Origin of the sequence: Corynebacterium sp. HMSC076C10, from assembly GCF_001812455.1 — a bacterium.
Taxonomy (GTDB): Bacteria; Actinomycetota; Actinomycetes; order Mycobacteriales; family Mycobacteriaceae; genus Corynebacterium; species Corynebacterium jeikeium_D.
The window spans coordinates 28,595-48,058 of the sequence record NZ_KV809134.1; the positions used below are offsets into that span (position 1 = coordinate 28,595).

18 protein-coding genes are annotated in these 19,464 nt (G+C 59.4%); 3 read left to right on the top strand and 15 right to left on the bottom strand.

Annotated elements, in window-relative coordinates:
* Positions 1 to 20 precede the first annotated feature (20 nt).
* The 5 genes from hemB to HMPREF2857_RS06760 all read right to left on the bottom strand — a co-directional run bounded on the left by hemB (position 21) and on the right by HMPREF2857_RS06760 (position 5,857).
* Entirely contained in the window at positions 21 to 1,079 is a 1,059-nt protein-coding gene (gene hemB, locus HMPREF2857_RS06740) for a porphobilinogen synthase (protein ID WP_049172406.1), read from the bottom strand.
* A gap of 47 nt (positions 1,080 to 1,126) precedes the next feature.
* The gene (locus tag HMPREF2857_RS06745; RefSeq protein WP_070643265.1) at positions 1,127 to 2,794 is read right to left on the bottom strand and encodes a bifunctional uroporphyrinogen-III C-methyltransferase/uroporphyrinogen-III synthase; all 1,668 of its coding nucleotides are present in this window, start codon (positions 2,792 to 2,794) and stop codon (positions 1,127 to 1,129) included.
* Between the two features lie 204 nt (positions 2,795 to 2,998).
* The gene (hemC, locus tag HMPREF2857_RS06750) at positions 2,999 to 3,931 is read right to left on the bottom strand and encodes a hydroxymethylbilane synthase (RefSeq protein WP_049190547.1); all 933 of its coding nucleotides are present in this window, start codon (positions 3,929 to 3,931) and stop codon (positions 2,999 to 3,001) included.
* A 15-nt stretch (positions 3,932 to 3,946) separates the two neighbouring features.
* Complete coding sequence (locus tag HMPREF2857_RS06755; RefSeq protein ID WP_083310525.1) at positions 3,947 to 5,389, bottom strand: glutamyl-tRNA reductase; 1,443 nt, start codon at positions 5,387 to 5,389, stop codon at positions 3,947 to 3,949.
* A gap of 225 nt (positions 5,390 to 5,614) precedes the next feature.
* Positions 5,615 to 5,857: a glutaredoxin family protein gene (locus HMPREF2857_RS06760; RefSeq protein ID WP_070643266.1), complete on the bottom strand. Its 243-nt coding sequence runs from the start codon at positions 5,855 to 5,857 to the stop codon at positions 5,615 to 5,617.
* Positions 5,858 to 6,021: 164 nt separating this feature from the next.
* Between HMPREF2857_RS06760 and HMPREF2857_RS06765 the strand changes: the two genes are divergently transcribed.
* Positions 6,022 to 7,146 (top strand): HAD family hydrolase, encoded by a 1,125-nt coding sequence (locus HMPREF2857_RS06765; protein ID WP_016421984.1) that lies wholly within the window; start codon positions 6,022 to 6,024, stop codon positions 7,144 to 7,146.
* A gap of 238 nt (positions 7,147 to 7,384) precedes the next feature.
* On the opposite strand, the gene HMPREF2857_RS10925 is transcribed toward HMPREF2857_RS06765, so the two are convergent.
* The 5 genes from HMPREF2857_RS10925 to HMPREF2857_RS06785 all read right to left on the bottom strand — a co-directional run bounded on the left by HMPREF2857_RS10925 (position 7,385) and on the right by HMPREF2857_RS06785 (position 11,439).
* Positions 7,385 to 7,486, bottom strand: a complete 102-nt coding sequence (locus HMPREF2857_RS10925) for a 30S ribosomal protein bS22 (RefSeq protein ID WP_003855542.1) — start codon at positions 7,484 to 7,486, stop codon at positions 7,385 to 7,387.
* Positions 7,487 to 7,728: 242 nt separating this feature from the next.
* Positions 7,729 to 7,920, bottom strand: coding sequence for a helix-turn-helix domain-containing protein (locus HMPREF2857_RS06770; RefSeq protein ID WP_005509751.1), 192 nt, complete (start codon positions 7,918 to 7,920; stop codon positions 7,729 to 7,731).
* Between the two features lie 263 nt (positions 7,921 to 8,183).
* Complete coding sequence (gene proC, locus HMPREF2857_RS06775; protein ID WP_070604898.1) at positions 8,184 to 8,993, bottom strand: pyrroline-5-carboxylate reductase; 810 nt, start codon at positions 8,991 to 8,993, stop codon at positions 8,184 to 8,186.
* Positions 8,994 to 9,095: 102 nt separating this feature from the next.
* Positions 9,096 to 10,499 carry a hypothetical protein gene (locus tag HMPREF2857_RS06780; protein ID WP_070643268.1) on the bottom strand — a complete coding sequence of 468 codons (1,404 nt, stop codon included), beginning with the start codon at positions 10,497 to 10,499 and terminating at the stop codon, positions 9,096 to 9,098.
* A 1-nt stretch (position 10,500) separates the two neighbouring features.
* The gene (locus HMPREF2857_RS06785) at positions 10,501 to 11,439 is read right to left on the bottom strand and encodes a Ppx/GppA family phosphatase (protein ID WP_161798518.1); all 939 of its coding nucleotides are present in this window, start codon (positions 11,437 to 11,439) and stop codon (positions 10,501 to 10,503) included.
* 34 nt (positions 11,440 to 11,473) lie between these two features.
* Between HMPREF2857_RS06785 and HMPREF2857_RS06790 the strand changes: the two genes are divergently transcribed.
* The gene (locus HMPREF2857_RS06790; RefSeq protein ID WP_070643269.1) at positions 11,474 to 12,406 is read left to right on the top strand and encodes a DUF3109 family protein; all 933 of its coding nucleotides are present in this window, start codon (positions 11,474 to 11,476) and stop codon (positions 12,404 to 12,406) included.
* 51 nt (positions 12,407 to 12,457) lie between these two features.
* Here HMPREF2857_RS06790 and HMPREF2857_RS06795 read toward each other — a convergent pair whose 3' ends face one another.
* The 5 genes from HMPREF2857_RS06795 to mshA form a co-directional block, all read right to left on the bottom strand.
* Complete coding sequence (locus tag HMPREF2857_RS06795; protein ID WP_016421979.1) at positions 12,458 to 13,153, bottom strand: response regulator transcription factor; 696 nt, start codon at positions 13,151 to 13,153, stop codon at positions 12,458 to 12,460.
* Positions 13,154 to 13,156: 3 nt separating this feature from the next.
* Positions 13,157 to 14,464 (bottom strand): sensor histidine kinase, encoded by a 1,308-nt coding sequence (locus tag HMPREF2857_RS06800; protein ID WP_070643271.1) that lies wholly within the window; start codon positions 14,462 to 14,464, stop codon positions 13,157 to 13,159.
* A gap of 131 nt (positions 14,465 to 14,595) precedes the next feature.
* Positions 14,596 to 15,342 carry a phosphoglyceromutase gene (locus tag HMPREF2857_RS06805; RefSeq protein WP_070643272.1) on the bottom strand — a complete coding sequence of 249 codons (747 nt, stop codon included), beginning with the start codon at positions 15,340 to 15,342 and terminating at the stop codon, positions 14,596 to 14,598.
* Between the two features lie 70 nt (positions 15,343 to 15,412).
* On the bottom strand, positions 15,413 to 15,898 hold the full coding sequence (locus HMPREF2857_RS06810; RefSeq protein WP_070643274.1) for a type III secretion system chaperone family protein: 486 nt from the start codon (positions 15,896 to 15,898) through the stop codon (positions 15,413 to 15,415).
* Positions 15,899 to 15,957: 59 nt separating this feature from the next.
* On the bottom strand, positions 15,958 to 17,220 hold the full coding sequence (gene mshA / locus HMPREF2857_RS06815; RefSeq protein ID WP_172620248.1) for a D-inositol-3-phosphate glycosyltransferase: 1,263 nt from the start codon (positions 17,218 to 17,220) through the stop codon (positions 15,958 to 15,960).
* A 259-nt stretch (positions 17,221 to 17,479) separates the two neighbouring features.
* Here mshA and HMPREF2857_RS06820 point away from each other — a divergent pair, with 259 nt between their 5' ends.
* Complete coding sequence (locus tag HMPREF2857_RS06820) at positions 17,480 to 19,315, top strand: long-chain-fatty-acid--CoA ligase (RefSeq protein WP_083310526.1); 1,836 nt, start codon at positions 17,480 to 17,482, stop codon at positions 19,313 to 19,315.
* The last annotated feature ends 149 nt before the right edge of the window (positions 19,316 to 19,464 follow it).

Genomic DNA, 19,464 nt, shown 5'->3' on the forward strand with positions numbered 1-19,464 from the left:
TGCACGTTCACCCGAGCAAATTAGAACTGGGCGCGCAGCTTCTTCGCCAAGTCCACCGCTGCGTAGGTCAAAATCTGCTCCGCACCGGCACGGCGAATGCTCAGTACTGCCTCCATCATCGCAGCATCCAGGTCAATCCACCCGTTGGCGGCAGCGGCGTGAATCATCGCGTACTCACCAGAGACCTGGTAGGCGGCAACCGGCACCGGCGACATATCCGCGACCTCGCGCAGAATGTCCAGGTAGCTCATGGCCGGCTTGACCATCACCATGTCCGCACCTTCGTCAACGTCGAGCTGCACTTCAAGCAGGGACTCACGACGGTTTGCAGGATCCTGCTGGTAGGTACGGCGATCACCCTGCAGCGAGCTGCCCACAGCTTCACGGAATGGACCGTAGAAGGCGGAGGCGTACTTTGCCGAGTACGCCATGATGGAGACATCCTCATGGCCAGCGGCATCCAAGCCCTCGCGAATTGCGGCAATCTGGCCGTCCATCATGCCCGAAGGGGACACGATATGGGCACCGGCGTCGGCCTGCGCAACGGCCATCTTGATGTAGTTAATCAGCGTGCGGTCATTCTCAACGACCGTGTTGCCGAAGCGGTCCTTGCCCAGCACACCACAGTGGCCGTGGTCAGTGAACTCATCCAGGCAGGTGTCGGCCATGATCAAAATGTCATTCCCGAACTCGTCGCGGAGACGACGCAGGGCACGGTTGAGTACGCCCTCCGGATTCCAGGACTCAGAGCCCTCGCCGTCCTTGTCCGCATCCAGCGGGACACCGAAGAGGTCAACTGCCGAGATACCTGCCTCAACAGCCTCGCGCACAGCTTCTACCAGGGAGTCCTCGGTATGCTGCACTACCCCGGGCAGGGAGCTGATTGGCTTCGGCTCATCAATCCCATCTGCAACAAACATGGGCAGGATGAGATTTTTCGGAGTCAGTGTCGTCTCCGCCGTCATCGCACGCATCACCGGGTTGGTGCGCAGCCTGCGTGGGCGACGAATCGGGAGAGGAAATCCAAACTGTTCGAGATCGATTTCGCGGGATGATTCAGAAGCTCCAGATGTAGTCATAAAGACAACCTTAATCAAAACGCGAACTCGCTCCGGTACGCCCCTGCTCAGTCCTTGGTTTTACGCGAACGACGACGCTTCTTGCGCGGTGGTGGCAGCTGCCCTGCCGCCCGCAGTTGCGCAACATGCTCTGCCAGCGCATCCACCAGCTCCGGGATGCTTGCGCGCTCCGGCACGACATCTACCCGCAGGCCGTACTCGCGAGCCGTGGCTGCGGCCATCGGCCCGATGCAGGCAATGATGGTGCGAGCATGCGGCTTACCCGCGATGCCGACCAGGTTCTTCACCGTCGACCCCGAGGTGAAGCACACTGCGTCGAAGCCACCGGACTTAATCATGTCGCGGATATCCGCACTCGGTGGCGCTGCCCGCACGGTACGGTAAGCGACCACATCATCAACTTCCCAGCCCAGGTCAATCAGACCGTCGACAAGCACATCGGTGCCGATATCGGCGCGCGGCAGCAGCACGCGGTTGACCGGATCGAGATCCTCGATGTACTCCGGGAACACGTCGACAATGCCCGCGGCATTTTGACGAGTGTCATCCGGAAGCAGCTCCGGAGTGATGCCGAGATCGCGGATGGCAGCGGCGGTGCGATGGCCGACGGCTGCGATGCGGACCCCAGCGAAGGAGCGCGCGTCCAAGCCGAATTCCTGGAACTTCTCCCACACTGCGGTGACGGCGTTGACGGAAGTGAAGACAACCCACTGGTAACGGCCGTCGACAAGCCCCTTGATGGCGCGTTCCATCTGCGCCGGGCTGCGCGGTGGCTCGATTGAGATGGTCGGGACCTCAATCGGGATGGCGCCGTGCGCAACGAGACGGGCACTCATCGGGCCTGCCTGCGCCTTGGCACGTGGGACCAGCACCTTCCATCCGTAGAGAGCGCGGTTTTCCCACCATGAGTACTTCGAACGATTGTCCACACCCTTGCCAAGCGTGACCACCAGCGGACCGGTCAGGTCACCCGAGAGCTGCGCCAAGGTGCCCAGCGTGACGTCGTAGGTGCGCTGCAGACGAGTCGTACCGTTGACAGTCACCGACACTGGCAACGACGACGGAAGACCGCGTTCACCGAGCTCAGAGGCAATGGCGGACAGGTCGTCCTGCACGGCCTGCAGTACCAGCGGCTGCGGTGCCTGGGCCAGCTCGTCCCAGTCCACATCGGCGCGACCGAGATCGGTCTCCGTGTACGTCGAGCCCAACGCGATACCGGCAAATGCCGGAACGGTGGAGGGCACGGACATGCCAGGGACAATCTGGAACTCAACATCGGCGTGCGAGACCTCGTTGATTTCGGCCAGCAGCGAATCGTTGGTCAGCGGATTGCCTGCCACCAAACGCACCACGTCACTGCCTTTAGCAGCTTCTTCGACGAGCAATTCGGCCATCTTTTTGGGATCGTCGATAGGCTCGCGCAGATCTGCGGCGGTCGGTGGTGCCGGGCGCGGCGGCTTACGACGAGATCCCTTGGCCTTGGCGGCGGCGCACATGCGCTCGTACTCTTCCTCGGCTTCCTTCAGCAGCTCGGGAGGAACAGGCACATCGGTTGCGACGAGCTCTCGAACCCCCGGCATGACATCGGCGTCGACGTAGGCGATAGCGGTGTCTGCGAGAATCTCACGGGCGCGAAGCGTCAGCAGGTCGGGATTTCCAGGACCAGCGCCGACGAACAGGATGCGTCCCGTTGCTGAGGGGAGGGAGGTGTTCATCGTTGCGGAGTGATTTCTTTTCTATTGGTTGTTCACTTTTCGTGCCGATGAGTCTCTAAGGAAGAAAGAGGACATGCGCCAACGCATGTAAGTGGCAGGTAGATACCTGAATCTCACATGCGAGCGCACGAAGGAAACCCTTATCCCAACGGCATGCATACAGGCCTATTAGCATAAAGGGTTTGAGCCAAATTAACTAACCGGCTACTTTTGAGATTCCCGCAGGGTATCGCCCATTACCTCATGAGCACCCCGTTCGAGCAGCGCCGCTGCAACCTTCCGGCCAAGCTCATCGGCCTTATCCACGTTTGCGGTAGCGGTCTCGAGCAACTGACGCGAACCGTCGAGTGCGAACACCCCCGCCTGCAGGGTGAGTTCACCGCTGTCGCTCACGGTTGAGTAGGCCGCGACCGGAGCGGTGCAGCCCGCTTCCAGCTCATTGAGTACCGCGCGCTCAGCGACAGCGCGGGCATGGGACACCGGGTGGTCAATCTTGCGCAGAATATCCACAATTTCACGGTCAGCAGTGCGGCACTCCAGCGCCAGGGCGCCCTGAGCCGGGGCTGGCATGAGGACATCCACATCCAGGGATTCCGCAATCTCTCCGAGGCGACCCGTGCGCTCCAGCCCAGCGCGAGCCAGAATGACAGCGTCCAAGTCCTCAGAGACGCGCCCCATGCGGGTTTCGATGTTTCCACGCAATGGTACAAGTTCCAGATCGGAGCGCAGCGCACGCAACTGAGAGACACGACGCGGCGCGGAGGTACCCACTCGAGCACCCTCAGGCAGGTCCATCAGCGGCGTAGCATCACGGGAAATCAGCGCTTCTCGCGGATCGACGCGCTCCGGCACGGCTGCGACCATCATGTCGTCTTCCGGCAACGTCGGCAAGTCCTTAAACGAGTGCACGATAATATCGCACACCCCCTCGCGGAGTGCATGACGCAGCGCCTGGGTGAAGACACCGATGCCAATCTTTTCCACCGGGTCGTGGCGGTTATGGTCACCGGCGGTCTTCACAATTACCAGCTCTGCAGGCTGCCCCAGCTCAATCAGTGCATCACGGACGTGACCGGCCTGTGTCGTAGCCAGTTCCGAGCCCCTGGTACCGATACGAATAGTCGCTGGGTCAGGCATGTTTCCCTCCGGGTGTTAATTTTTGGTGGTTTCAGCAACGCCTTCAATGATGGCACTACTGTCAAGACCATACTGCTCAAATCCCTGCATCCGCCCAATTCGGCCCTCTACCATGAGATCTGCGGGGATATCGGTGTCAGCATACAGGCCAGAGGGGGTGGATAGGGGCAGGTCGAAGAGCTTCTGCAGGGCAAGCGCGTAGTTGCCACCGCCCTGCTGGCTAGAAAGCTTCTTGACCTGCACCGTTGGCGCGTGCAAGAGCTTATCGACGACGCGGCGAACCGTGGACTCGACCTCGCGACGTTCCTTTTGAGTAAGACCCGGTGTCTTCGCCTCCAGGCGAGCGAGCTCAGCCGCCGCCACATCCGCCGCGCGCTCACGCAGAGCGCGAACAGTCGGTGCTACCTCGCTTGCGCGCTGCGCCGTGAGGTAGGACTCCAACTCTTCGGCCACAATGTCGCGCGCTGCAGCCTCATCATCACGACCCGGAACCTCCGTGCGAGTCATCTGCAGCAATTCGATGTTGAAGAGTGCGATCCCCTCAAGCCCGGAGACATCCTCCGCGACGTCGCGAGGCATAGACAAATCGACGATGGCGAGCGGGCCGTGGTTGACAACATCTGCAGCTGAGACCACTGGAGTCATGGCTCCGGTGGCACTGACGAGAATGTCCACATCATCGAGGACATCAGCGAAATCATGCAACGCAATAGCAGTAGCGGGGATGCCCGCTTCGATCGAGTGGTTAGCCAGGTTCTGCGCCCGGTCAACGGTGCGGTTGGCAATAATCAGACGATCAATGCCGCAGCGCCCCAGGTAACTGGCGGCCAGCGAACTCATCGCACCGGCGCCGAGGATAAGGGCCGAACGTCCGGCCAGAATATCGGCACCCTCAGCGACGTCAACACCAGAGTTGAACCCAGGATGCAGCGCAGCAATCGCCTCGTCGATGGCCACGGAGACCATCGATGCGCCCGCATTATCGATCACTGTTTCGCTGTGGACTCGCTTGCCTGTGTGCAGCGCCTTCTGCGCCAAGTCATGCAGCATGCGACCGACGGTGCCGGCTTCGTCCGCTTCCTGGTAAGCATTGCGAAGCTGACCGATAATCTGCTGTTCCCCCAGCACCATCGAGTCAAGACCCGCACACACCGAGAAGGCATGCTCCGCTGCGGCCTGTGCGTACCGCACATAGAGGTGCGGTGTCAGTTCATCGAGTTCGAGCCCAGTACGACCGACAATTTCACGGACCACGGCCGATAGGCCAGAGTGGAAGCCGTTGGCCACCACGTAGTACTCAACGCGGTTACAGGTCGACAACAGCATCGCTTCGCTGATCGCTTCATCCGCGACCAGCCGAGCCAAAATGGCCTCTCGCTCAGTTTCACCGACGGAGACCTTTTCAAGAAGGGTCACCGGTGCAGACCGGTACGACATTCCGACGAGAAGCACACTCACCGCTCAATCACCGCTCTATTGCTCCTTCACAGGCCCCGCTACGGGCTTTTTCACACAGCTATGACTGTTAACGCTAGACAACTCTGCCATCTCGTCACAACAAAGGCATACTTTACTTAGTCTCTACCTCGATGTTCGCAGCACTCCCCCTACTTCTTTGCCGCTACTCCACATTCTGCCATGTCTCCGCAGCTCCTAGCAGTTCGGCAGAGTTGTCTCCCGAACTTATTCGGCCTCCACTATCGCTTCCAGGAGTTCATCATCATCGATTTCCCAGCAAGCGATTTCCTCATCATTGACCAAAATCACCGGCACGCGATCGCCAAATTCCATGGCCAAGTTCGGATCGGCATCGACGTCTTCCACCTGGAACTGCGCATTTTGGTCCCGAACTAGCGGCTCAATCTGCGCAATCACGCGAGCGCACGAACCGCAGGTCTTCCTACTCATCACCGTCACAGTCACCATAACGGCCAGTCTAAAGGTCGACTGTTTCGCTTTACGACGTCCCCCTCCCCACACTTCCCCTGCAAAAGTGACTCTTCTTATCCTTGCCCCATCCGCTCCTTGAATCTCAGCGCGCAGCTTTGCCTAAAGACCGGATACTATTCAACAAGAGCTTCCGATAACGGATGTCGGTTGCATACACCGTGGAAAGAGATTTTCGTGCCGTGAGTGAGTTCAGTGCCGACAACCGCTCCCCCTTCCCCATCGACATGCTGGGTGACCTTGCGTCCTCGCAGGGTAACGTCCGCAACTTCCTCGAGCAGGTAGTTCTCGCTCCGCTCAATGACGAAGCACAGGAGGAAGCTGGTGCTGCAGCGGCTGCCAATGCACTGGAAGCTCTCGGCGAAGTCTACGACGTCGGCGGCGAAGAACTGGCTACGGGATTTCGCAGTGTAGCTGGTGCCGAAGATGCCGCTGGCGGTGCCCGTGTGCTCTCGCAGCCCATTCCAGGTGTCGAACGCGATCAGGGCGCAGCCGCTTTCTTCGATGTGGACAACACGCTTGTCCAAGGCGCATCAATCTTCCTCTTTGCCATGGGTTTGGTCGAGCGCGGCTTCATCAAGAAGCGTGATTTGGCCGGCATGATTTGGAAGCAGCTGAAATTCCGAATCTCAGGCGCGGAAAACGCTGCCGACGTAGCTAAGGCCCGTGAACAGGCATTGGAGTTTTTCGCCGGCCACGATGTGAATGAAATGGTCAAACTCGGCGAAGAAATCTTTGAAGAAAAGATCAGCGACCGCGTTTACCAGGGCACCCGCGATCTGGCGGAACTACATATCCAGGCTGGCCAAGAGGTCTGGCTGGTCACCGCCACCCCGGTGCAGCTGGCCCAGGTTATCGCTAAGCACATCGGACTGACCGGCGCCCTTGGCACGGTCGCCGAGGTCAAAGATGGCAAGTTCACTGGCCGCCTGGTAGGCGATATTCTCCACGGCCCGGGTAAGAAGCACGCGGTGGCAGCTCTGGCAGCCTCTTCCGGGTTGGACATGTCTCGCTGCACGGCATACTCAGATTCCGCCAACGACATTCCCATGCTGTCCATGGTGGGCACCGCCGTGGCCATCAACCCGGACCGCAAGTTGCGGAATTACGCCCAGAAGATGGGGTGGACTATCTACGACTATCGCCACTTTCGCTCCGCAACCTTCGCCACGATGCGGTGGCTCTCGATCGGAGCACTGCTGGCAGGAGCTGTCGGGGGCGCGGGACTCGTCGGCAAGCGACTGTGGGACGCGAACAAGGAAAGTTAAACGCTGCTAGGCGCACTCGAGAGTTAGTGACTGCGTTTATGACAAAAATGGCTCGAAAAATGGCATGAAAGTGTCATAAACTCCTACAGTTTCACATTTGCAGCCCGTAATCGGCAGCCCGTGATTAGCCCCCAACGACAAAACCCGCCCTATCTCAACGAGACCGGGCGGGTTCTGCTTTTAAAACGTGTACGCGACGCAGCACGCGCGCTCCTGCGATAACGGCAGGAATGCTGGCTTACTTGCCGAGCTTACGACGCTGCACGCGGGTACGGCGAAGCATCTTGCGGTGCTTCTTCTTCGACATGCGCTTGCGACGCTTCTTAATGACGGAACCCATCGGCTCGACCTCGCTATTCGTTGACGGAAATTTCTTTTCTTGCACAATGGCGGCGTACTCAATGCGGCCTTACAACCGCCGAGATGTCACGCCCTTTTTCCTTCCGCCTTCACAGCTAGATACTTCATGACTTGAAGACGATAGGAAACAGGGGCGCAGCACAGCACCATGTACTAATCGGATTAATCATAGCGGGGACATATGCGTTCAGGTCAAACAGCCCCGCTTAAAGGCAGAAAAAATTAACCCGCGTTGTAGAAGGAGGAGTCCAGGTATTCCTTGACTGCGGACTCATGGACGCGGAAAGAACGGCCAACGCGCACTGCCGGCAGCTCGCCAGCGTGAACCAGGCGGTAGACGGTCATCTTGGATACGCGCATGATGTCAGCAACTTCCGCAACGGTCAGAAAGGTGCCTTTATCTGCATTCTGCATTAGTAAATATTCCCTTCAGCGCACGCGACGCGCTGCAGGCTTCCCCTCCTGCAGAAAATCGTGACACGCACGTGCTTTTCATATCCTACCGGTAGGCAAGGTGCCGGTGCGATTTTTGATAAAAAATAGGGGCATTGGCGAATGGTGTGACAGTTGTGACTAACCCATCGTCCCTGCGTATCGGATTAGCTACTGCCCCTGACCATTTCCAATGCCCCAAATATTGGGGTTACTTGTACACCCGCTTCCACGCGGCGAAATACTTATTTACCCATCTCGTTGGCCTTGTCATAGCAAGCCTGCAGCGCACGATGCACCGCGCGACGAATGCCCTCTTCCTCGAAAACTCGGGTGGCCGCAGCGGTTGTACCGCCCGGCGAAGTGACATCGGCACGCAGCGCAGTCGGGTCCGCACCTTCCTGCATCATCATCTCGGCTGCACCAGCAGCCGTAGCCGACGCCAGACGCTTAGCCTGATCACGCTTGAGCCCCAGGTTCACACCCGCGTCGGTCATCGCCTCGACAAACTGGAAGAAGTAAGCCGGACCGGAGCCCGAGACTGCAGTGACTGCAGACATCAGCGACTCATCGACAACCTCAACGCTGCCGACCTTCTTCAACAGTTCGACAACCTCGTCGGTCTGGCTCTCCGTGACAAAGCGGCCCGGCGCGACTGCACAGACCCCCTTGCCCACCAGCATCGGGGTATTCGGCATGACGCGGATCACCGGAGTACCGACAGCACAGACGCTTTCCATCTTGTCCAGCGTGATGCCAGCCGCCATCGACACCACAATGGTGTCGACCTCAGAGTCATCGAGCACGTCGGCAATCTGCTCGAGCATGTCGATAATCAAGTACGGCTTTACGCACAAGAACACCACGTCGGCACCGTCAACGGCCCCTACTGGGTCGTCGGTATCGACAATGCCGTAGGTCTCCTTCAGACCGGCCAGGCTCTCCTTGGTGCGCCCCACCACATAAATCGAGGAGGGCGAGACACCACCGTCGATGAGACCACCGACGAGTGCGCTACCAATCTTTCCGCCACCAATTACAGCAATTCTTGTCATGGACGCTAAGTGTGCCAAAACTGGCCCACACATGCGAATGCAGGGACCGGAAAACTACGCTTCCGACCCCTGCATCAGGTGATGATTATTCTGTTGACCCCACTACAACTGGAAGAGAATCCAGGGGCCAAATGTCAGCGCCAAACCGACAAGTCCTGCGAGAATCGGTGTCAGTTTGTCCTTCTCACGGCGCAGGTAGTTCGCCATTCCCGCGAAGCCACCAGCGACCACGAGAGCCATGATGACAACCACAATCTTTGGCAGCGACGACCAGGCCATGGTGAAGCCCAGGAACACCAATGCACCAGCAATCAGACCCACGAAGACCTGGATTAGCAGCAACGGCACCGAGAGGGAATTGTCCTCGGCGTAGCCATCGCGCGCGACGGCCTTGCCCTTGGAGCTCTTGGATTCTTCACGCTTAACGACGTCCCGGGGCTCCGCCTGCTTCTCGTCAGCTGCGGCCTGGGTCGGTGTGGTCTCGACCTGTGCAGCCTCAGCGGGGGCGTCCTCGGCCTGCTCAATATCGGCCTGTGCGTCTTCCGCCTGTGCAACTCCAGGAGCAACAGCGGCTGCCACTGCCGCCTTGGAAGCGGCACCGGTATCGGCGTCAGCGTCGGCAGCCTCGAAGGTAGCGGTTTCCTGAGCAGCTTCAGCCTCAGCAAGCTGTTCACCGTCGACGCCATCCGTTTCAACGGATGCCTCAGACGCTTCGTCGATCTTGTCCTGGACAACCGGAATGGAGGCAGTCGGACGGTCGTCGTAAGCGTTGGAACCGGTGAGTACTGCACGAGCGACTGGCCCCGGCTCCCCAAGCTGCTGCGACTCGTCTGCCATGTCACGCAGCTCGGTGAAGGTATAGGTAATCTCCGAACGCTCGGAGTTGACCATGACCGGACGGGGTTCCATCGGAATTGCCAATGGCACTGCAGGGGCTGCTGGCTGCGCAGTTGGTGTGCTCTGCGCGGCTTGCTCCTGCTGCGGAGCTGCCGGTGCAACCGGTGCAGCCGGTTCTTCAGCAACTTCGGTAACCTCGTCAGCTTCGGCCTCAGCGACCTCGGCGTCTGCTACTTCGGCATCAGCCTCAGCTAATTCCGACTCCTCTTCTTCCTGAGCAGCAGCTTCAGCCTCGGCCTCAGCTTGAACCTCATGCTCCGACGAATCCGCCCCTTCAGCAACTACCACTGGCTCAGCGACAGCCTCCGAGTGCACCGGAGCTTCTACCTCCGGTTCGGTTGCCTGCGCTTCGTCGGCGGCGTTGGCCGCAGCTTCGTCGGCAAGCAGATCGCTTGTAGTCGTCTGATCGTCGTCTGCGTTGGAAAGAGCGTGAGCACCACGTCGCGGTTCGTCGGCCTTTACACGAGGGATTGAGCCGGTGAGTTCCTGAACGGACACACCGCCTTCTTCAAGGCTGCGTCGACGGCGGCGCCGCGGTGGTTCAGAGGGAGCTCCCTCCTTCTGCCGCCGCGCCAGCAGTTCGGCAACGGTGAGCTTTTCCTCGCTCATCTCAACCCTTTCCGTATAGGTCACTGTCCAGTCGTCGGAAGATAATGCCCTCGCGCAGCGCCCAAGGACAAATCTCGACCTTCTCTAATCCCAATGCTCGCATACTAGCCTCTGCAACGAGAGCACCTGCGACAATTTGGTGAGAACGATTCGCACTAACACCCTCAAGTTCAGCACGGTCAGCCGCCGTCATGCGGGAAATAAACGCAATCAACTGGCGCAAACCAGCGGCAGTCAGAGTGCGCTTAACCCGGGGACCAGCAGCGGAAGGCGCCGCACCGGTCAGGCGGGCGAGAGTGCGGAAAGTCTTCGAGGTGGCGACAGCCAAGTCCGGCTCACCAAGCGTACGCAGATGACGAGCTGGCTCAGCGAGCTCAGCATCAATGTAATCGCGCAGCAGGTCAATCTTCTTGCGCTCCGGCGGATCGGTTTCGAACCACTCGTGGGTCAACCGTCCCGCACCGAGCAGCAGTGAGTACGCCGCCTCCGGATCTTCATCAGTACCCGACGTCAGCTCAAGAGAACCGCCACCGATATCCAGGTTGATTAGACGACCAGCAGACCAGCCGTACCAGCGCCGTACTGCCAAAAAGGTCAGACGAGCCTCATCTTCACCGGAGAGAATCTGCAGCTTAATGCCAGTTTCTTTCTCAACGTGGGCGAGAACCTCGTCCGCATTCGTGGCATCGCGAACAGCTGAAGTGGCGAAGCTAATCATCTCTTCGCACTTCATCTGCTCAACCAATTCCTTGGATTCAGCGACGTAGCCCGTCAGCTTGTCAATGCCCTTCTTGGACAGGTTGTTGTCCTTATCCAGGTACTCGACCAGCTTCATCGTCGACTTGGAATCGCTCATCGGAGTCGGATGTCCGCCCCGGCGGGCGTCCACCATCACCAAGTGGACGGTATTACTACCTACATCTAATACACCTAATCTCACTCTTAGTAGGTTAGACGGTCTACGGTGTATTGGTGTGAATCAACCCCACCCCCGCCCCGGTCGCGGACCGCAACCGTCTCCCGCTGAAGTCGCCTATGACTTTCCCCGCGAGTGGTTCGAGTTCGCCCACCCGGAGGACCCAGAACACATCATCACCTGCGACCTAACCTGGTTGATGAGCTCCTATCAATGCGCTTTCGGCACCTCCGCTTGCCAGGGCATCGACTCCGCGAACGCGGATGTCGGATGCTGCGGCCATGGCGCCTTTATCACCGACGAAGAAGACCGCGAGAGGGTTATTGACGTCGTAAAGCGAATGGAAGGCGACTCCGCAGAGCCCCAGTGGTGGCAAAACCGCCCCAAACAAACCCTGAAGTGGCTCGAAACCTACGAAACCGACCCCTCCGAACCGTTGGAACCGTGGTTAGTGTGGGACGAGCTTGACGACGAAAACGGAGAGCCTGAGCCTGCTCTGAAAACGAAGGTCGTGAAGAATGCCTGCATTTTTGCCAACCGTGACGGGTGGCGCAATGGTGCGGGCTGTGCCATCCACCAGTGGGCAATGGCCAACGACATTGACCCCGTGAAGGTCAAGCCGGATGTGTGCTGGCAGGTGCCGCTGCGCCGACTGGAGGACTGGGAGGAACGCCCAGACGGCCAGGAGATTCTGCGCACGACCATTACTGAATATGATCGTCGTGCCTGGGGCGATGGCGGCGAGGACTTTGAGTGGTTCTGCACGGGAGCGCCGGCCACACATGCCGGTGGCGAGCCGGTGTGGCGCACGCACAAGTCCGAGCTAATAGAGCTCATCGGCGAAGAATGCTACGAAATTCTGGCGGAGCACTGCCGGGCCCGAGAGGCAGCGGGCGCGGCCAAGGCTTTCGGGCCGAGTGGCTACCCACTGCTGGCGATTCACCCGGCCACACGCGCAGCGGCCGAGGGGCTGGCACCGGACGAGGTTTAAGTCGAGGTTTCTCAGACCGCCGGCGGATTCCGTCGGCAGCAGTCTGCTGAGCTAGTCCTCGAACTTGTAACCCAAGCCGCGAACGGTGACCAGGAATTCCGGCGAGGAAGGATTGCGCTCGATCTTGGAGCGCAGGCGCTTGATGTGTACGTCCAGCGTCTTGGTGTCGCCGACGTAGTCGGAGCCCCAGACGCGGTCGATGAGCTGGCCGCGGGTTAGCACACGACCACGGTTGCGCAGCAGGTACTCCAGCAGGTCGAATTCCTTGAGCGGCATTGCAACATCGTCACCGTCAACGGTGACCACGTGGCGCTCGACATCCAGCACGACCGGACCGCCGCGCAAGACCTCCTCGTAGATATCTTCGACATCGTCGGAGTCGTCGTGGCGACCACGGCGCAGCACAGCTCGGATACGGGCAATAAGTTCCCGAGAGGAATACGGCTTGGTCACATAGTCATCCGCACCAATTTCGAGGCCGACGACCTTGTCAATCTCAGTGTCACGGGCGGTGACCATAATCACTGGGACAGAGGACTTTAAGCGGATGTTTTTGCAGACCTCGGTGCCACTCATACCTGGCAGCATGAGGTCCAGCAGCACAATGTCCGGTTCTGCCTTGGAGAATTCTGCAAGTGCTTCCTGGCCGTCAGCGGCCATCCGCACCTCGAATCCTTCGCGCTGCAGCAGAAACGCAAGCGGCTCCGCCAAAGCCGTCTCGTCTTCGACAATAAGTACCTCAGTCACGGATTACTTCATTCCTTCCTTGGAATCCTTGTTCTGGGAATCCTTATCCTTGCCACGGGTTTTGCCCGTACCTCGCTGCGCGTTTTTCTTAGCCGCAATTTTACCCGCAGGCTGGGTGTGGCCGATTGGCAAACGTGCAGATACATCGCCATCATTCGACGCGGAACCGTTCTTTTCCATCAGCGGAAGCTCAATGGTGAAGGTCGATCCGGTGCCCAGCCGACTCCACAGCTTGACGGTTCCCTTGTGATTCGCTGCGACGTGCTTAACAATTGCCAAGCCCAGGCCTGTACCACCTGTCGCCCGCGAGCGTGCCTTATCCGCACGGAAGAAGCGCTCGAAGATGCGCTTCTGGTTCGCCTGAGAAATGCCAATACCGCGGTCAGTTACACGGATAGCGACGGTGTCGTTATCCTCCGTGACTGCAGTCACGGACACAGGCGTGGCCTCTGGCGAGTAGTTGATGGCGTTTGAAATCAGGTTGGACACCGCAGTGATCAGCAGGCTGCGATCACCTTCAACGACCAACTCCGGCTCACAGTCAACGGTGATTTCAATACCCGCTTGCTCCGCGAGCATCTGGTTACGACGCACCGCTGCCTGGACGATCTCTTCAACCTTCACGGGAGACATGTCCGGCAGCGGCTCTGCCCCCTGCAGCTTCGACAGCGAGATGAGCTCCGTAATCATCGTCGACATCCGCTTGGATTCCTGCGTCAGACTCTCACTAAAGTGACGCACTGCCACCGGGTCGTCGGTAGCTTCATTCAACGCCTCAACCAACAGACTGATAGCCCCCACGGGAGTCTTAAGCTCATGGGAAACGTTGGCCACAAAGTCACGTCGCGCGGCCTCCATACGGGCCTGTTCGGAGACATCCGCCGCATAAATCACCACAAAACGGTCGTCCACCAGTGACAACGGAGTTAGCTGGCAACGGACGATCGTGTCCGGCGCCCCCGCCCGGCGCGACGGCAGCACCAGCGTTAGCTCCTGGTCCTCCTGCGAGTCAAAGACCTTGAGCGCAGCTTCCCAGCCCACGTCATTGAGGCGGCGCTCATAGACCAGCCCCAACTTGTGCGCCATGGAGTTCGACAAAATCAAATCACGTGAGATGTCAACGACCACCACACCCGTCGGAGACTTCTGAATGGCCAGGTGCATGACCTGCGCCATGGTGGTTATTGAACTTTCCTCGTCGCTCTTCTGACGCCGAGCGGCGTTATAGGCACCCGAGACAACTCCACCAAGAATCAGCACAGCTGCCATAACCGCAGCACCTAATAGAGCGGCGATAATGATTTTTGACACGGGTCTTACCCTAAGCTCTTTTCACAATCCGCGCGCGCTGAAAAATCATTGCGCTAGCTAGCTCTAAATAGACCAAGGAGCACAGCCCCACTTGGCTGCGCCCCTTATCGGCCTATCAAACACCTACATATTTACTTGTTGCCCTGAGCAGCAACAGCAGCAGCACCTGCAGCTGCAGCTTCCGGATCCAGGTAGGTGCCACCCGGGTTCAAAACCTTGCCCTCAGCATCAAAGTCGTAAACCAGCGGGATACCGGTCGGGATGTTCAGAGCGGCAATGTCCTCGTCCGAGATGTTGTCCAGGTGCTTGACCAGTGCACGCAGGGAGTTACCGTGAGCTGCCACCATGACAGTCTCACCGGACTTCAGACGCGGCAGGATTTCCTCTTCAAAGTAAGGAATGAAACGCTTCACGACGTCCAGGAGGCACTCCGTGCGCGGAACCTCATCCAGGTTGGCGTAACGCGGGTCATTAGCCTGCGAGAACTCACTGTCATCCGACAGCTCCGGCGGCGGAGTGTCGTAGGAGCGACGCCAGGACATGAACTGGTCCTCGCCGTACTTCTCCTTGGTCTCTGCCTTGTTCAGACCCTGCAGAGCACCATAGTGGCGCTCGTTCAGACGCCAGTCACGGATAACCGGAATCCACAACAGGTCAGCGGTATCCAGGGCAATGTGTGCGGTGTTAATTGCGCGACGCAGCAGCGACGTGTAGAGAACCTGCGGCTTCAGGCCTGCCTCTACGAGCATCTCACCGGCACGTACTGCCTCAGCGCGGCCCTTGTCGGTCAGTGCAACGTCGACCCAGCCCGTGAACTGGTTGGATGCGTTCCACTCACTCTGGCCATGACGGACAAGAATCAGTTTTCCATTGCTCATACCCCTAATTGTGCCCCAAAACGGGAAAGCCCGCCGTTCGTTGCCCCGCTATGTGGGTTGCTACCCCCGGCTACTCAACCATGTGGCGGAACTGCTCCAGATTGGCCAGGTTTTCCCCACGGTCAACCCGCCACTCCCACTCGCGCTTAATTGCCGATGCAAAGCCGCGTTCGAGGATCTGGTTGAAGTCCCCATCGGCCGTCTCCAGCAGCTGACCGAGGAGACGGTCGAGGTCATCGTCGGAAAGCTCAGCGGGCAGTTGACCGACCAGGTAGATGTCGCCGGCGGCGTCGATGGTGTAACCGATGCCGAACAGACGACGGTTGCGCTGCAGCAACCACTTGTAGACGGCCTCGTGGTTTTCTTCGACCGCGCGACAGACGAAGGCTTCAACACGCAGGGAGTCGGGCGCCGGGATGAGGCCGACGACAGTCTTGAGCTTCTTCTTACCAGGCAGGACCACCACGGCGGCATTGTCTGCAAGACCATGCTCGACACCGAGGCGTTCCAGCTGCTCACCGAGGGATTTCAGCTGTACTTGGATGTCCGTGCTCATCGTGAATCATCTCCCTGCTTTTGTGGCTACGGCTCTGGCGGTACTGAAGCTAACGAAACCTACCGGGAGCCGCCCGCATCCCGGATAGAGCCGGGACAATTTTCCTTTTGGAGTTCGGTTCGATGATAGACATCGGCCAACCGATCCACGGTCTTTTGCCAGGAAAACTCCAAGGAGTGCTCGCGCGCCTGGGTGGCCAACTTAATGCGCAGCTCGTCGTCCTCCACCAGGCGACCGAGGGCATCGGCCCAGGCTGCGGGCTCGTGACCGTCGACAAGCAAACCGCTGACCCCATCGTCGACAGCGATGGAGAGCCCGCCGACATTCGCCGCGACAACGGGAGTGCCAGTGGCCTGAGCCTCCATCGCCACCAACCCGAAAGTTTCGTTGTAACTGGGCACGGCGACAATATCTGCGGCCTGGTAGAGCTTCGCCAGGTCCTGCGGCGGGCGCGGGGGCATGAAACGGACCAGGTGGTCGATCCCCTCTTCCGCGGCGAGATTGGTGAATTCGTCGGGCGCATGCAGCCCAGAACCGGAAAGTCCACCGCAGATAATCACTCGGACATTAGTGGCGGGATGGCGACGCATGAGCTCACCGACACCCCGCAGCAATACCTGCGGGCCTTTCAGCCGCTGCAGCCTACCGACGAACAAAATGACCTTAGTGTGCAACGGGATGCCCAGCTCACGACGGGACCGCTCGGTGGCACGATCACTGCCCGGCGAAAAGAGCTCCACGTCCACCCCGGGCGGCACGACATTAATGCGCCACGGGTCGGCATCGTGGAGATCCGCTAGCTGCTTAGCCTCGGCATCTGTGTTGACAATGAGCCGGCACGCATTGTCCACAATCTGCTGCTCACAGATACGCCGAGACTCCGGCTCCGGCGTATCTCCCTCCGCCAGATGGAGATTCTTCACTGCCGCCAGCGTGTGCGCCGTGTGCACAAACGGAATGTCAAGCAAATCCGACAGCAGCCACCCCACCTGGCCAGAGAGCCAGTAGTGCGAATGGATCAGGTCGTATTCAATCCCCTGTTTGCGGGCGAATTCAATGACCCCACCGGCAAAGGCCGGCATCTGCGTAGCCAGGTCTGACTTCTCTAACCCCTCATAGGGACCAGCCACAATGTTGATGACGCGGAAGTTCTCACTGACCTGAATCACCGGCCCATCGCTGGAACGCGTGGCGCGGGTGAAAACATCCACCTTCACACCGCGTCGCGCCAGCTCCTCGCAGGTGCGCAGCACGTAGACATTCATGCCACCAGCGTCACCGATGCCCGGTTGTTCCAGCGGAGAGGTGTGCATGGAGATCATCGCGATGCGGTTCGGCCACGCCGGGGTATTAGAGGTGGCTGCGTCTGCGCCCGCCGTTGCCGCCGGAAATGTTTCGCTCATACTGCCCAGAGTGCCTACGCCAGGGGCAACCCCGCAAATGAGTACCTCAAATACGTGTATCGGAATTCCGGCATCGCAGTGCGACGTACGGCACAATAGAGGTCGATACCTACTACGTCGTAGGTTATTATCACCTCACGACATAATCAGGCGGTAAACAAAAACCCAGGAGGATCCCATGGCCGATACATCCAGCTCACACGCTGCAAATGACTCCGCCCCAGCTCACGGTTCCACACCCAACGCTGCGGTTTCCAAGGCCTGGCTGAACTTGTATCCGGAATGGACCCCACCCCACATCGACTACAACTTCGACACCCTCCTAGACGTCTACCGCCACACTCTGAGCAACCACCCGCGCCGCAAGGCACTGACCTTCTTCGGTCGCTCCACCTCCTATGCCGAGCTGGATGTCAAGGTTCGCAGCGTTGCCGCCGGCCTGCGCGCACTCGGTGTACGCAAAGGCGATCGCGTGGCACTGCTCATGCCGAACTGCCCGCAGCACGTCATCGCCTACTGGGCAGTTCTGCACCTCGGCGCTGTTGCCGTAGAACACAACCCCCTCTACACCGCCCACGAACTGCGCCACCCGTTCAACGACCACGGCGCCCGCTTTGCCATCTGCTGGGACAAGATCGTCCCCGTACTTGAAGCCCTCCGCAACAACACCCCGCTCGAGACCATCATCGCGGTCAATATGCTGCAGGACCTGCCGTTTGTCATGCGCACCGCCCTGTCGATCCCGCTGCCGAAGCTCCGCGCCGCCCGCGCTAAGCTGCACTCCTCCGCACCGCAGGTCATGGGTTTTGACGCTTTGCTTCACGACGCCGTCGGCGGAGACGGCCACGACCTCCAGGCCGATGAATCCATCACTGCCGATGACACTGCAGTGATGATGTACACCTCTGGCACCACGGGCTCGCCAAAGGGCGCGCAGTTGAGCCACCAGGGGTTGGTAGCCAACATTCTGCAGGGCAAGGCCTGGGTGCCGGGCCTTGGTAAGGAGCGGGAAATCTCCCTCGGCGTTCTGCCGATGTTCCATGCCTACGGCCTGACCATTGTCACCAACTTGTCCATGCTGATTGGCGCTGAACTGGTGCTAGTGCCGGCACCGGAGATTCCGCTGATTATGAAGGTGATGAAGAACAACCGCCCGACATGGGTTCCTGGTGTGCCGACTCTCTACGAGAAGATTGTCGAAGCAGCCGAGCGCGATAATGTCGACCTCTCCGGCGTGAAGTTCGCCTTTTGTGGCGCCGCTACCCTGCCGGTTTCCCTTGTACAGAAGTGGGAGAAGCTCACTGGAGGTCGTCTCGTCGAGGGCTACGGTCTCACCGAAACCTCGCCGATTATCGTCGGCAACCCGATGGACGGCAACCGCCGCCCCGGCTACGTTGGTCTGCCATTCCCTGACACCGAGGTCGCCATCGTTGACCCCGAAGATCCCACCAAGCTCCGCGCTGACGGCGAGGAGGGCGAGGTCATCGTCCGAGGTCCACAGGTTTTCGCCGGCTATCTCAACCTCCCGGAGGCAACGGAGAAGTCCTTCACCAATGGGCCTACTGAGCTTCCCGCTGGCGACCGTTGGTACCGCACCGGCGATGTCGGAGTCATGGAGTCGGACGGCTTCATCAAACTGGTTGCCCGCATCAAGGAGGTCATCATCACCGGTGGCTTCAATGTCTACCCGGCCGAGGTCGAGGAAGTACTGCTCTCCCACCCGGACATCACCGATGCCACGGTCGTCGGCCTGCCGAAGAGTGACGGCTCCGAGATGGTCGTGGCCGCGATCACCCTTGCTGACTACGCCCGACTGGATTCCGACGCCTACCGCGACCACTGCTACGACAACCTGACCCGGTACAAGGTGCCGCGCGCATTCTTCCACCTGGAGGAACTTCCTCGCGACCAGATGGGCAAGGTCCGCCGCCGCGATGTCCGCGACGTACTGCTCACACAGCTGGAGCAGAAGGGCCAGAGCGTCGATTCGCTTTCCCACCGCAAGCACCATTAGTTCACGGTGGTTTTGTAGTTGGGATAGGGGCCTGAGTAGAGCGGGCTCCTATCCCCTTAAGGTTGATCCCCGGCTCCCCCCGGACTTAGTGACTAGGTTTATGACAAAAAACTGAGGGTAGGGTCAGGCGGTGAATGCATCACCACTTT